The sequence below is a fragment of the candidate division WOR-3 bacterium genome (assembly GCA_011052815.1).
In the GTDB taxonomy this organism is placed as follows: Bacteria; Hydrothermota; Tepidihabitantia; order SM23-42; family SM23-42; genus DRIG01.
In genome coordinates this window covers 1-14617 of record DRIG01000061.1, presented here as the reverse complement: position 1 = coordinate 14617, position 14617 = coordinate 1, and the positions used below count along the sequence as shown (strand labels likewise).

The 14617-nt window shown below is 44.3% G+C and carries 10 protein-coding genes and 2 rRNA genes; 7 read left to right on the top strand and 5 right to left on the bottom strand.

The features are described from left to right. Window position 1: 1 nt before the first annotated feature. From ispE to ENI34_05525, 3 genes are all read right to left on the bottom strand, one after another. Complete coding sequence (gene ispE / locus ENI34_05535) at window positions 2-847, bottom strand: 4-(cytidine 5'-diphospho)-2-C-methyl-D-erythritol kinase (protein HEC78590.1); 846 nt, start codon at window positions 845-847, stop codon at window positions 2-4. After that, entirely contained in the window at window positions 844-1218 is a 375-nt protein-coding gene (locus tag ENI34_05530; protein ID HEC78589.1) for a septal ring lytic transglycosylase RlpA family protein, read from the bottom strand. Before ENI34_05530 ends, ispE begins: the two co-directional genes overlap by 4 nt. A gap of 70 nt (window positions 1219-1288) precedes the next feature. After that, complete coding sequence (locus ENI34_05525; GenBank protein HEC78588.1) at window positions 1289-1990, bottom strand: hypothetical protein; 702 nt, start codon at window positions 1988-1990, stop codon at window positions 1289-1291. A 256-nt stretch (window positions 1991-2246) separates the two neighbouring features. Between ENI34_05525 and dnaA the strand changes: the two genes are divergently transcribed. The 5 genes from dnaA (at window position 2247) to rrf (ending at window position 9371) form a co-directional block, all read left to right on the top strand. Next, window positions 2247-3563: a chromosomal replication initiator protein DnaA gene (gene dnaA / locus ENI34_05520; GenBank protein HEC78587.1), complete on the top strand. Its 1317-nt coding sequence runs from the start codon at window positions 2247-2249 to the stop codon at window positions 3561-3563. A 189-nt stretch (window positions 3564-3752) separates the two neighbouring features. Further along, complete coding sequence (dnaN, locus tag ENI34_05515) at window positions 3753-4847, top strand: DNA polymerase III subunit beta (protein HEC78586.1); 1095 nt, start codon at window positions 3753-3755, stop codon at window positions 4845-4847. A gap of 3 nt (window positions 4848-4850) precedes the next feature. Beyond that, entirely contained in the window at window positions 4851-5312 is a 462-nt protein-coding gene (locus ENI34_05510) for a hypothetical protein (protein ID HEC78585.1), read from the top strand. A 157-nt stretch (window positions 5313-5469) separates the two neighbouring features. Then, window positions 5470-9174 (top strand): 23S ribosomal RNA (locus ENI34_05505). Between the two features lie 80 nt (window positions 9175-9254). Further along, window positions 9255-9371 (top strand): 5S ribosomal RNA (gene rrf / locus ENI34_05500). A 7-nt stretch (window positions 9372-9378) separates the two neighbouring features. On the opposite strand, the gene ENI34_05495 is transcribed toward rrf, so the two are convergent. Continuing rightward, a complete protein-coding gene (locus ENI34_05495; GenBank protein ID HEC78584.1) occupies window positions 9379-12162 on the bottom strand; it encodes a TonB-dependent receptor in 2784 nt (927 codons plus the stop codon). 169 nt (window positions 12163-12331) lie between these two features. On the opposite strand from ENI34_05495, the gene ENI34_05490 reads away from it, so the two are divergent. Together ENI34_05490 and ENI34_05485 are read left to right on the top strand one after the other, a co-directional pair. Then, a complete protein-coding gene (locus ENI34_05490; GenBank protein ID HEC78583.1) occupies window positions 12332-12727 on the top strand; it encodes a hypothetical protein in 396 nt (131 codons plus the stop codon). Then, window positions 12724-14022, top strand: coding sequence for a hypothetical protein (locus ENI34_05485; GenBank protein ID HEC78582.1), 1299 nt, complete (start codon window positions 12724-12726; stop codon window positions 14020-14022). Before ENI34_05490 ends, ENI34_05485 begins: the two co-directional genes overlap by 4 nt. 310 nt (window positions 14023-14332) lie before the next feature. On the opposite strand, the gene ENI34_05480 is transcribed toward ENI34_05485, so the two are convergent. Further along, window positions 14333-14617: hypothetical protein (locus ENI34_05480; GenBank protein ID HEC78581.1), on the bottom strand; the 285-nt coding region annotated here is incomplete at its 5' end.

Below are 14617 nucleotides of genomic sequence, written 5' to 3'. Positions count from 1 at the left end.
ATCAAAAATCTATTGTTTTAACTTCAAAGTACTTGGCACCGATTCCATCCAGAAATTTAATCACTTTTTTTCTTATACCCTCGTCCACAACCGTAAAAAGACAAGAACCGCTTCCTGACAGAGAGATCAGAAAGGCTCCGGCGGCAAGGAGTTGAGCTTTTATATCCAGCAAATCCGGATGTTTATTAAAAACAACCTTTTCAAAATCATTCTGTATTTTAAAATCTATCCTCTTCTTTTTTTTCTTCTGTTCAGGCTCTTCAATAATTCTATTCATTTCCGGCTGTGGTGTCAATGCCATTCTATCATACTCTTCATACGCCCATTTCGTAGAGATCGGATAACCGGGATAATAGATAACCAGCGACATTCTCGGAAGCTTGAAATATTTCAATTCATCACCCCTGCCGCGCACATACGCAGCCCCTCCTTTAAGAAAGAACGGAACATCTGAACCAAGCTCTTTGCTCAGGACAAACAACTCCTCATACGACGCAGACAAGCCAAAAAGTTGAGCCAGCCCTTTAAGCACACACGCTGCGTCTGAAGAACCGCCTCCCAAGCCGCCGCCGACAGGAATGTTTTTTATCAACTTCATGTGAACGCCCTGCTTTATTTCAAATCGCTTGAAAAACAGCTTTGCCGCCCGATAGCATAGATTTTCCGCCACGGGAAGATCCAGGGATGGAGCGTCGAGCGAGATCCCTGCTTCAGTTTTTTCAAATTGAATAATATCCGCTAAGTTTATGGTCGTCATCGTTGTTTCAATATTATGAAAACCATCCTCCCGTTTTCCCAGAATTTTTAATCCGATGTTAACCTTTGCCCAGGCTTTCAGTGAAATCATTTCACCACCTCGATCTTTACTTTAACAACGCCGTATTTTACCAAATCTATCTTCTTGGCGGCAGCGTAAGAGAGGTCGATTATTCTTCCTTTTACAAAAGGACCCCGGTCATTGACCCTCACGATTACGGTCTTTTTATTCTTCAGGTTCGTAACCTTCACCCTGGTACCGAAAGGCAGTTTTTTGTGGGCGCAGGTATATGCCCATTTATTAAAGGTCTCACCCGATGCCGTCTTTCTGCCGTGGAACTCATCACCATAATAAGATGCCAGGCCGTACTGGACATAGCCGGTCGTCTGCACGCCGCCGACGCAGCAGCAAGGACCACATCCCCAGTTAAAGAGAAGAAAGATCAGAAGGAGTAATATCATCACTGTATTATATCATCATTTGAGAAAAAGTCAACGAACACCTGCGGCTGCGACCCTGATGCGGTCTGTTTTACTCCGGTTTTATAAAAAGGTCTACCATTTGTCCTTCTCTTGAAAAAATTCGGTGTTCTCCTTTATATACAATCTCGGATCGCCCGTCGTTGTCGATATTTAAAAAAATTTTTGTCCGTTTACAGGAAAGACATATTGGGAAAAGGTATTCCCAGGTTTCCCGTGTCTTTAAGTCGATAAAACAAATATGGTCCCACGCCTTCTTTCTTATCTGCCTGAGGGTATGAAGAAGCAGAAACCGATTGTTGTCGGAAAGGGCATAGTTTACTATCCTCATCCAGGTTCCTTTCTTTATAATAGTCTCTTTTCTGCCGTCTTTTATAATATATAACTCAGGGGTTCTGCCGTTGATGTCCGTCTCAATAATGATGAAAAGGCTGTCGTGGATATTTGAAAGGTCATAAGAAATTTTTCGTTTATTTTTCCTGGCTTCGCACCAGAGCACCTTTTTTTCCGCGGTATAAAAAGTTATCTTCGAGTCAAGTTTATCGTTTTTCTGATCGTACCTTTCTTCGAAAAGAAGAAAGATGCTGTGATCGTCAGAGACCTTGGCTTTTTTCACCAGAACCACAGGGAGTGAATCTTCTTCTGTTTCCGTCTTAAAAAGAACAAGTTTATCAAAAACACTGTCTTTTTCTCCAAAGAAAAGAGTATCTCCTTTTTGAAAAACCAGCGTACTCAGAAAAAATAGTACTATCATGGTAAAATTATAATAAAAGAATAAGATAAAGTCAATATCTTATAATCCGTTTTAAGGTATTGCAATTTTTGTGCCAAAAAAATCTGGTTGATTTTTAATTTTTGCTTGACTTTTTAGTTTTTTTGATTAAACTTAGAACCTGTTTAGTTTCTGTTTTCACAAAAAAATTGGGTGTCGAAAAAATGTTTTTAAAAATCGAGAGTTTTGTCCTTTTGGGGTGTGGATAACATTGTGGATTAGTGTGGAAAAATAAATTATGAATGAAAAAGCCAAAAAAACCTGGGAAAATATCTTAAGTTATATAAAAGAAAGAATAAACAATCAGTCTTTCAACACCTGGTTCCGCAGCAGCCAGGGTGTAGAGTTGAAAGACGATGTTTTGCTTGTTGAGTTTCCCAACGGCTTCTTTATCGATTGGATCCAAGAACATTATTACAACATCCTCGAGGAAGCGGTGCAACAGCTTAACGGTAATAAACTGAGGCTTGCTTTCAAGGCGTTGAAACAACAGGGAGATCGACCGAGAATAAAGAAGAAAAGAATCATTCTTTCCCACAATGGAACCCGGCTTCAAGAACGTTTCTCCTTCGAAAGTTTTGTGGTGGGAAAGAACAACGAATTTGCTCATGCCGCGGCACTGGCTGTCGCCGAGGCGCCGGGAGAAGCGTATAATCCTCTCTTTCTCTACGGCGGTGTTGGCCTGGGAAAGACCCACTTGATGCAGGCGATAGGCAACTTCATCTACCGACACAAGAACCTGAAGGTCTATTATACCCAGGCGGAGAACATAATGACTGAATTGATTGAAGCGATACAGAGGAATCAGCAAATGGAATACAAAAGGAAATACCGCACCAAGGATGTTCTCCTGATAGACGACATTCAGTTTCTCTATGGAAAAGAACGTTTACAAGAAGAGATCTTTCACACCTTCAATTATCTGTATTCCCAGGGCAAACAGGTCGTCATCACCTCGGATCGACCACCGAAAGAAATTTTAACCCTTGAAGAACGTCTGACCTCTCGTTTCCAGGGAGGACTGGTCGTCGATCTCCAGCCGCCTGACCTGGAAACCAGAATCGCCATTTTACAAAAGAAGGCAGAAACCGACAACATAAAACTGCCGCCGAACGTCGCTTATTATATCGCTTCTCGAGTGAAGTCCAATATCAGAGAACTGGAGGGCTGTCTTATCCGCCTTCTGGCACTATCTTCCTTATCCGGCCAGGAGGTTACTGAGCAACTTGCTGAAGAAGTGCTGAAAGACCTGCTCGGTTCACGCTGTAAAATATCAAAGCAGATGATTTTAAAAACGGTTATCGATGAATTCGGATTCTCTGAGGCAGAATTAAAGAGCAAAAAACGCACCCAGAAACTGGCGCTCGCCAGACAGACATCAATGTACCTGATACGGACCCTGCTCAATCTTTCTCTAACAGAAATCGGAGAATTTTTCGGCGGGAAAGACCACTCAACGGTTATCCATGCGATAGAGAAGATCGAAAAGTTAAAAAAGAGTAATATTGAATACTTCCAGCGCTTAGAGAGGATAACCAGTAAGATAACCGGTTGATAAAATGTTGAAAACTTTCTCAATAAAAAATTTTTTCAAGTTATCAAGAACTTTCCACATAAAAGAGAACATTAATGGTTTCGGTTTTTATTTGATTTTAAAAGATTTTTGCGGGTTTCAACATATCCACGATACAACAACATCAAAGGTTTTTATATATCTTTGATGTTATAATAAAGAGGAGGTATTATGGAATTTAAAATTGATAGAAAACTTTTTGCAAAGACTTTGGCAAATGTCATAAAGATAATTCCACCGAAGAGCACCTATACGATTCTGCAGAATATTATAATCGAAGCCAAAGATAACAGACTTTTGATACAGGCGACCGACCTTGATATTTTCGTCAAAAAGATAATTCCGGCTGAAATCAAAGAAGAAGGTAAAGTTCTGATTCCCGGAAAGAAAATTCTTGAGATAACCCGGGAGGCGAATACCGATGACATCAGTTTTAAATTAAAAGAATTGAAGTTAAAGATATCCGCGGGAAATGCGAACTTCAATATTCCCTCACTCGATTATCAAGAATTTCCCGAGGTACCGAAATTTCCGGAAAACAAATGGTTTGAATTGAACATTGGTGAAATCGAAGAGATGGTTAATTCGACTGTATTTATGGTTGCACGTGATATGAGTCGAAGACCGATGAACGGCATGCTTCTTCAGTTAAAGAAGAATGAATTTCGTATTGTCACAACCGACGGAGCACGTCTTGCTATGAGCAGAAAAGAAAAGAAAGGAACACCCGGAGATTTGATAATCGCGACAAAGGTCTTTGATTTAATCGATTACAGTAAACCGGAAGAAAAGATAGAGATATATACAGAAGAACGTATGATGGGAATAAAGTTTCTGGATACGACGGTCATCGCAAGGCTCATTGAAGGACCGTATCCGAATTATGAAGGTGTTATTCCGAAAGAGTTTACCGGTAAGTGCACAATCGAAAAAGATATTCTCGACGGTGCCCTGAAACGGGTTTCTCTTGTTGCAAGTCCGCACATTAAGAATGTAAAATTTGATTTTCATGAAAAAGGGATTCTTCTTTCCGCCTCATCTCCGGATATCGGAGAAGCACGGGAAGAGGTCCCCTGTGTTTACGAAGGAGAAAAACTGGGGGTGTGGTTCAACGCGAACTTCGTTCTTGAGATTCTGCGTCACATCGCCGTCGGTGATGTAATCTTTGAATTAACGTCACAGACGACCGCGGCGATCATCAAACCGAAAGCCGAAGAAAATCTTATGTATCTACTTATGCCGCTACGGATAGATAACTGGGAGTGATTTATGAAAAAAACAGTAATACTGTTATTTCTATTCCTTCCTTCGTTGTTTTTTGCTGAACGTTATGGCTTGGGAATCATCATCGGCAGCCCCACAGGGTTTTCCGGTAAATATCTGCTTTTCGATAAATCCGCGATAGAGGTAAACGCCGGCTGGTCTTTCTGGCATACCGTTGGAATGCACGCCACGGCTGACTATCAATATTTGTTTCCCGGAGTCATCAAAGACGAAGAAGGGAGGTCTTTAGATTACGTCGTACCCTACCTGGGGATAGGCGGCAGATTGAAGATCTATGATACAGACGACAATGAAACGGATTTTAAAATCGGCTTGCGTCTCGGCGGTGGGGTAGAATACCTGGTCTCCCGCTTCGGTTTCTTTCTTGAATTGTATCCGGTTGTCGACATCATTCCAGGAACAGAATTTGATTTTGAAGGAGGCCTGGGCGCCAGGCTCTATTTTTAGCTTGACAAAAAACAAAAAATGGTTATAATAATTAGCTGTAATGCTTTTTTACCCTTGACAATAGTCGATTTGCGACTATAATATATGGGTCTAAAATTTCTATCCTGATAGGATAGTCGATCTTTGAAAACTTATTTGTTGGCGGAAGGTCTGAGGTCCAAGTTACTAAGGACGTATGGTGGATGCCTTGGTATCTGGAGGCGATGAAGGCCGTGGTAGGCTGCGTTAAGCGTCGGATAGGTGCGAACAACCTTTGACCCGGCGATTGCCGAATGGGGAAACCCTTCCCGTTGAGAGACGGGAAATCCTCTGTCTCTGGCAGAGGAGGCCAACCAAGGGAAGTGACACATCTCAGTACCTTGAGGAAAAGATATTCCGAAAGTAGCGGCGAGCGAAATCGGAACAGCCCAAACCGAGCTGTATGTTCAAGCGGGCAAGCGTTGTACAGCCGGTGTAGTGGGGTTCAGTCGAACCTGAGTGCCCTGAGGGTTGTGAAGTTACAAAATCTTGGAATAGTTGAAATCTCCTGGAAAGGGATACCATAGATGGTGATAGTCCAGTAGACGAAATTCCCAAGATCTTCACTGACTGAATTCCCAAGTACTGCGAGGAAGGTGAAACCTCGTGGGAATCTGCCCAAACCACTGGGTAAGGCTAAATACTCCCAGATAACCGATAGTGAACTAGTACCGTGAGGGAAAGGTGAAAAGAACCCCTGGCGGGGAGTGAAATAGAACCTGAAACTATACGTCTACAATCAGCAGGAGTTTTGATCCCCTGGAAGCAATTCCGGGGGGCAATCAGAATGACTGCGTGCCTTTTGCATAATGAGCCGGCGAGTTACCCTGACCTGCAAGCTTAATCCTGCTACGAAAGTATCAGGAGGAGGCGTAGGGAAACCGAGTCTGAACAGGGCGACTTAGTAGGTTGGGATATTACCCGAAACCCAGTGAGCTACCCATGGTCAGGATGAAATTCCGGTGACACGGAATGGAGGTCCGAACCGGTGGATGTTGAAATATCTTCGGATGAACTGTGGGTAGGAGTGAAAGGCTAACCAAACTGGGTGATATCTGGTTCTCCCCGAAATGTCTTTAGGGACAGTCTTGGATGTTCAGTAGTAGTGGTAGAGCTCTGATCCGAGGAGGACCCTTCGGGGTTCAAATCCAGTCAAACTTCGAATGCTACTACTTATAAGTCCAGGAATGAGGCAGTGGGGGATAAGCTCCATTGCCGAGAGGGGAATAACCCTGACCGCCAGCTAAGGTCCCTAAGAATTGATTAAGTGGTAAAGGATGTAAAGTGACTTAAACACCTGGGATGTTGGCTCAGAGGCAGCCATCATTTAAAGAGTGCGTAACAGCTCACCAGCCGAGCCACTTTGCGCCGAAAATATACCGGGGCTCAAATCAATCACCGAAGCTGCGGTTCTTACATCTATTCGTAGGTGTAAGGAGGTAGGGGAGCGTTCCATGTTAGGTTGAAGTTTCGACGCGAGTCGGAATCGACGAAATGGAAGTGATCATGCCGGCATAAGTAGCGATAATCGCGGTGAAAAACCGAGACACCGTAAGCCCAAGGTTTCCTGGGGAAGGTTAATCCGCCCAGGGTTAGTCGGTGCCTTAGCTGAGGCCGAAAGGCGTAGGCGATGGGAAAGCCGTTAATATTCGGCTACCGTCTTGGTTTCGTTATGAACTATGGGGGGACGCTGATGGTAGAAGCGAGTCCTGTGTTGGAATACAGGATCTAAGCACTTCAAGGGAGATGCCAGGAAAATCCAGTGTCTCTTAACCTTGATGTGTGATGGGGAGACCCAAAAGGTCACAAACTCGCTTCGAGATTCAGCCGAGAAAAGCCTCTATGTCAGAAATCAGGATGACCGTACCGGAAACGGACACACGTGGGCGAGGTGAATATCCTAAGGTGCTCGGGAGAACCCTCGTTAAGGAACTCGGCAAGTTAACCCCGTAACTTCGGGAGAAGGGGTCCCTGTTATGATGAATAGCAGGGCGCAGTGAAAGGGCTCTAGCGACTGTTTAACAAAAACACAGGTCTCTGCTAAGCCGTAAGGCAAAGTATAGGGACTGACACCTGCCCGGTGCCAGAAGGTTAAAGAAGGTTGTTAGTCCCGGGATGGACTTCGGTTTAGCCCGGGATCATGCTTCCGACTGAAGCCCTGGCAAACGGCGGCCGTAACTCTAACGGTCCTAAGGTAGCAACAGCTGCCTGAACTCGGCTGTATGCGGGAAAATCCTTAGAGCCTTGACTACGAAGCTGGTAGACATCAGCCCGTAAAAATGTCAAGGATTGGATAATCCGCAGGAAATTCTATAAAAAGAAGATCCTCAGAGGCCATACGCTGAGCATTTAGTTCCTTAGGAGGTATTATGAAGATCAGTGACGATTGGATTATAGGTTTTGTTGATGGAGAAGGATGTTTCCATGTTTCGATTCTCAGACATCCAGAGATGACAACAGGATATCAAGTGCTTCCTGAATTTACAGTTGTCCAACACGAACGGGATAAACAAATTCTTTACGCATTAAAAGCGTTTTTCAAATGCGGTGTAGTACGACGAAACCATGGCGACAGATGGTGTTTTCGAATTCGGAAACTCAATTGTCTCGAATCTCTTTGCGACTTCTTTGAGAGGCATCCGTTGAAGACGAAGAAAAACGTTGATTTCAGAAAGTTCAGACGGATTATTCAATGCATGAAGCGAAGAGAACATCTCACCACCGACGGTCTGGTAAAGATTATTAAAACAGCCATGACAATGAATACTGCTGAACGAAAAAGGCTTCTTCAAATTAAACAAAATCTGGGAATTAAGTGAAGAGATGGTCCACACCATAACGAAAGTTATGGAATATGTGAGCGAAATTCCTTGGCGGGTAAGTTCCGTCCTGCACGAATGGTGTAACGACTAGAGCGCTGTCTCAACGAGGGACCCGGCGAAATTGAAGTGGCGGTGAAGATGCCGCCTACCCGTGATAGGACAAAAAGACCCCGTGAACCTTTACTGCAGCTTGCTATTGGATTTTTGTAAAGCATGTGTAGCATAGGTGGGAGGCGTTGAGATCCCGGCGCCAGCCGGGATGGAGCCGTCAGTGAAATACCACCCTTGCTTTATCAGAGGTTCTAATCTGCCGTGTGGAGCGGCGGAGACAGTGGCAGGTGGGCAGTTTGACTGGGGCGGTCTCCTCCTAAAATGTAACGGAGGAGCCCAAAGGTTCCCTCAGTCCGGTCGGTAATCGGACAGTGAGTGCAAGGGCACAAGGGAGCCTGACTGTGAGGCCGACGGGCCGAGCAGAGCGGAAACGCGGGCCTAGTGATCTGGTGGTTCCGTGTGGAAGGGCCATCACTCAACGGATAAAAGGTACTCCGGGGATAACAGGCTGATCGGGCTCGAGAGTTCATATCGACGGCCCGGTTTGGCACCTCGATGTCGGCTCATCGCATCCTGGGGCTGGACAAGGTCCCAAGGGTTGGTCTGTTCGCCCATTAAAGCGGTACGTGAGCTGGGTTCAGAACGTCGTGAGACAGTTCGGACTCTATCCATCACGGGCGTAGGAGACTTGAAGGGAGCTGTCCTTAGTACGAGAGGACCAGGATGGACGGACCTCTGGTTTACGAGTTGTTGCGCCAGCAGCAGCGCTCGGTAGCTATGTCCGGAAGGGATAACCGCTGAAAGCATCTAAGTGGGAAGCCCCCCCTAAGATAAGGTCTCCCGTCCCGGCACTTTTTCGGAAGTGCTGGGCCACAAGACAACCTGGAGATGACAGGTTTGATAGGCCACAGGTGTAAGTGCAGTAATGCATTGAGCCGAGTGGTACTAATCAGTCGAGCGACTTGGATTTCCTTCCGCCAACTTTTAATAAGATTTGATCATTGAGCCATTCAAAAGTCGATTTTGAACGGTTTAATGACTCAACAGAATTCCCGGTGGCTATACCGATGGGGAAACACCTCTTCCCATTCCGAACAGAGAAGTTAAGCCCATCAGGGCCGATGGTACTGTGCTGGTGACGGCATGGGAGAGTAGGTCGCTGCCGGGTTTTTGTTTTAAAACTTCAGCCCAATACCTACACGCGCACGGAATCCGGGTTTCCAGTGAAATGGGTTATTGTAATAAACACGGCGTGCCGCAATATATTCTGAATAGAGCTCTTCAGGAGTATTCAGCCCGTCATGATTGTAGTCTGCCTGGGGAGTATAATAAGCACTCGTCATAGAAATGGAGGAAAAGTCCTGGATTTGAATACTTACCTCACCGCCGTCGTCATCGGGTTTTCCCGTAGCACTGTAGACCGAGATAATCTGTTCGGTATTGAATAGATTATAGAACAGTCCGAAGATAGAAAACTTAAGCCCGAACAAAGAGATCTCTTTGGTTATGTTGGCATCGACATTTATATACCCGGGCAGCCGGGCGGAATTCTGGTCACCGAGGGCCTTTCCTTTTAAGTCCTGGGGAGTGTAGGGAAATCCCGAGTGATAAGAGATAATAAAATCGGTAAAGACGTTTTTAAGCGGGATAAAAGAGAAGTCCTCAGGAAAAGCAAAACCGACATTTGAATTTACGATGTGGCGTTCGTCAAAATCAAGCCAGTAATCGATTCTCGGCAGACGATATTCTCCGGTGATCGGATCCTGTCCCTGGTTACTGTTGTATATGTCGTAATAATGCTGCCAGGCGTCTGAGGCGGTTCCTTTGGCGAATTGAAGGGTGTACGATAGATCAAAGCTCCAGTAATTATACAACCTCTTTTTTAAAGTAAACTCGATCCCCTTGACGTTGCCGTAATCGACATTGGTGACCTGATAATAAGGATAGGGAAGAGTGATTACCTTCCTCGTCTGGATTAAATCGTAGATGTCTTTGTAATAAGCGATAAACCCGAAGGCGAAGATGTCTGATATCTGGTTTTCATAACCGATTTCATAAGCAATCGTCTTTTCCACTGTGAGATCCGGGTTACCCAGAACCGAGTTGAATCGATGGAGAAGAAGCCAGACAACCATTGGCTCGGTTGAACGATAAAGATTATGAGCGGTCGGGGTCTGGAAAAAGTGGCCGTAGTTGAATCTCAACTTGGATCTTTCCGTGATCGGCATCGAGAAACCGAGACGAGGGGAGAGGCGCCATTTCGGAGGGTATTGCACCAGGGTGGAATCGGTTATGTCTGAGGGGTTCCGCAGACCGCTTGCCTTGGAGTCGAAGTAATCAAAACGTATGCCCACGCGGGCGATTATTCCTTCAAAATCCATACGATCCTGTACGTATGCGGCGAGTTTTAATGGATCCTTTTCATAAATATCCCAGAAAGGAAGACTCGCCCAGGGCAGATTGTTGTCGTACCAGCCGACATACTGTTTTATGATATTAACTCCCGTTTTTACTTCGTGTACTTTCCCCATTGAACTCGTAAACGAAAAGACTCCTTGATAATCGTGGTTGTATTCAAATCTCCAGAGACGTTGATCTCCGACCGTGTAGAAGAAACCGGTTGCACCATAAGGATTGTTCCTCAAACTGGCTGCATTTCGTCTGCTCATCTCTTCGTAGTAATTCATCATGGAATCCACAAGATAGTTCTTCTTTAAAGTATCTTCCTCCAGAGTCGGGATTATATCAGGGAAATGATTCGCCTTGAAAATATAATCTTCATACCACTGTCGATCCGCCGCGACTTCCGCCTCAAGGTCGCGCACGGCACGAAAACGGGTATATTTGGTGTATCCGAATTTCGCTTCCAGCATCGTGTTTTTGGTAGGCATATAGTTGAGGGTTACAGTCGACAGATAATTCTTGCGCAGCACTCCGTAATTATGGTCCAGATGATAGATGAAACTGAGGTCACCCCAGATGTCCTGATAATGCATAAACTGTTCACGTGAATAAAAATTTGTGAAGGTTATCTTGCCCCTTGCTCCGGGCAGGCGGTAAGAGAGCTTGCCCTGCACTTTATAATCAGTCCTTTCCGACGGCACTTTATATTTTGCCGCCTCATAGGCATCCGTAAGCATCGCCTCTCCGGAAAGAAAATATCGCAGACGCGATTTGGCAAGAAGTCCGCCGCCCATGCTCATTTCATAAAAATTGTAGCCGAAATTCAGTTTGTCAGTCGTAAAGACTTCGTCGGTGGTATAACGAAACAGACCGCCGAATTTCTCCGAGCCCTCACGGGTTACGACGTTGATCACACCGGACAGCGCTTCACCATATTCCGCATCAAAACCACCGGTCGTTATCGCCACCTCCTCGACAGCCTGTTTGTTTATCCTGACCGACTGCTGTCCATAATGGGGTGCCTTGGTCAATATTCCATCGACGAAATAAGCAATCTCGGTCGCCCTTCCTCCTCGAATATGGGTACCGCGGTCACTTGTGGATACCCCTGCCTGAAGTGTGATGATCTGGTTTATGTCGCTGATCGGCAACATATCGATATCCTTCGCCGTGACGGTTCGCTCGGTCTGGGTCTGGGTTTTTATCACCATATCCCGTTCCGCGCTGATGACGATTGTCTCCATCGTAATTACAGTCGGTGCCAGCTGAAAGTTCACGACCGAGGTCTGGGTAGTATATACAAGGACATCTTTCTTGGTGACGGAATTATAACCGATATATGACGCCGTCACTGAATGCATCCCAGCGGGAACAAACGGAATCAGATATTCACCTTCTTCATCAGTAGATGCACCCAATTCTGTCCCCTCGACAATTATATTTACACCGATCAAAGGTTCGCCTGTGTCGTCGACGACTTTGCCCTTAATCTTTCCCAAATTAGAGCCGAGAACAAACGACATCAGTAACAGAGTTAGTAAGAAACATTTCTTCATTATTTACCTCCTCTTCTTTATTATTTTATCAAATAATTTCAGTTCGTCAAGGGAGTTATGGGGAACCTCCTATTGAAATCAGCTTTGCCGAATGAAAATTTTTCTCACTTAACATTTCCCTTGACAATCTGGATATTATATATATAATCTTATCAAGAAGGAGGTAACTATGACTTTGAGTCAATGTCGGCAGAAGTTACGTCAGTGTGTTAAGGAGCAGGAAAAGTTATTAAGTATTTTGTTGGCACATAAGGTATTAATCAAGGGTGGGGTGTATCAGACCTTGAGCCGTTGTGGCAAACCTAATTGTAAATGTGTTCGAGAAGGCGCTTTACATGCTGCCTGGCGGTTGTATTGGACCGAGGGTGGTAAAACTCGTCTAAAAATCTTACATCCATCTGAAGTTGCTGATTATCAGCGATTAACCGGAAATTACATACGTTTTCGTAAAGCCCGTGCCCGCTTGGTTAAGATTCATCAAAAGATGATCGCGTTAGTTAATCAATTAGAAAAGGGGATGACGAAAAGTAGTGTGAAGCGGTATCTTGGGCGGCGGGCGCGATGAAGTTGATTTTGTATAAAACCGTGCATCATTTTTTTCCTGGTTTACTGAGTTTTTTAAGGACTTTACCCGAACCCCGGCGCAAGAATGCGATTACTTATTCTTTACCCACCCAATTTTGGGTGGGTGTTTTTTTATTCTTATTGAAGTTGGGATCCCGTCGGCAGATTGATTATGCTTTTAATACCGAGAAGTTTCTTAAGAATCTTGCCGTTTTTACCGAACAGAAGCTGGTCAGGATGTTAAGTAATGATACCTTAGCTTATTTTTGGATGCGTTCTGCCGAAACGGTCTTAAGGCAAGTACGTTATTGGCTGATTAATCAGTTATTACGGCGTAAGTGTTTAGCCAAGTATCGCCTGGAGGGTTATTATTTAATTGCGGTTGATGGGACGGGTCATTTAGTCTTTAAGCGGCGGCATTGTCGGTATTGTTTAACCAAGAAACAGCGGGGCAAAGTTATTTATTATCATCAAGTATTAGACGCCAAATTAGTAACGGCTAATGGTTTTGCCCTGAGTGTCGAGACCGAGTTTATTGAGAATCAACCGGGTGCCCGGCGGCAGGATTGTGAATTAAAGGCATTTTATCGATTAGTGAAACGATTAGCTAAGAACTATCCGCAACTGCGCATTTGTCTGTTACTGGATGCTTTGTATGCCAATGAACGGGTTTTAGATTTGTGTGAACAGTATAATTGGCGATGTTTGATTACCTTTAAGCGTGGTTCTTTACCCGAGACCTATCAAGAATATCAATCATTGAAAAAACGTTCGTTGGATCAAACAAAAGAATTTGATTATAAGGGAGAACATCAGCTTTGTCATTGGGTTTTGGATCTTAATTATAAGTTTAGAGATCGACATTACATTAATGTCTTGGAATGTCTGGCGATCAATAAAAAAACGCTTAAAAAGACACGATATCTTTGGTTAACCAATATGAGTGTCAGTCAAGATAATATCTTTTGTTTAGTCAATCAAGGAGGTCGTTTACGATGGAAAACTGAAAACGAAGGATTTAATATACAAAAGAATGGGGGATATAACCTAGAGCACACCTATTGCCACAATTTGGTGGCTATGAAGAACTTTTATTTACTGATGCAGATTGCCCACATCATCAATCAATTAATTGAAAAAGGCAGTCTGTTGTCAGTCGAGTTCAAGAAGCTTCTGGGCAGTATTCGAAATATTGTCCATTGGCTCTTAGAAGATTTAAGAACCAGTCTTTTTGAGCCTCACGAAATCGAAACCGCTGGAACCCAACGATTCCAGATTCGCTTTGATACTTCTTGATAAAGCCTTCAGCTCTGGGTTTATCCCCCAAATAACTCTTAAAATAAAATAAGTATATAAAATATCAGGGAGTCGTCTACCCTTTTGTTTATCCCCTGCAAAATCTTACAATTTAACCCACCAATAACCTTAAAAAACCAAAAATCAACAATTTGATTCGGCATAGCTGTATTGAAATTGTCAATATTGACCTCCGGGTTATTTATTGATATAATCTTTTAGGACCATGAGTCTGCCTGTGCTCCAGCAGACAGGTCAGTCACCTATGCGTACTCGTGCTACAGGATGTTGTACGACTCCGGTTGCGCAATCAAATCTGGGAACCTTGATGGTTATGACCCCAGGGCGTTGGCCGGAGTCTTTTTTCCTGATAAGTTCGATTATATTTGAGCATTGCGTAGATTGCCCGGAGCATACTGCGGGCGATCGCAACCCGGGCCGTTCCGTTTCCATGTTTTTGTGCCACTCGTGTATATAAGGCATGATAGTGATCTGATTTTTTAATCGCATGTAAGGCGCATTCGACCAGGATCCAGCGTAACCATTTTGAGCCTTGTTTGGTGATTGAACCCATACGCACTTTACCACCGGAAGC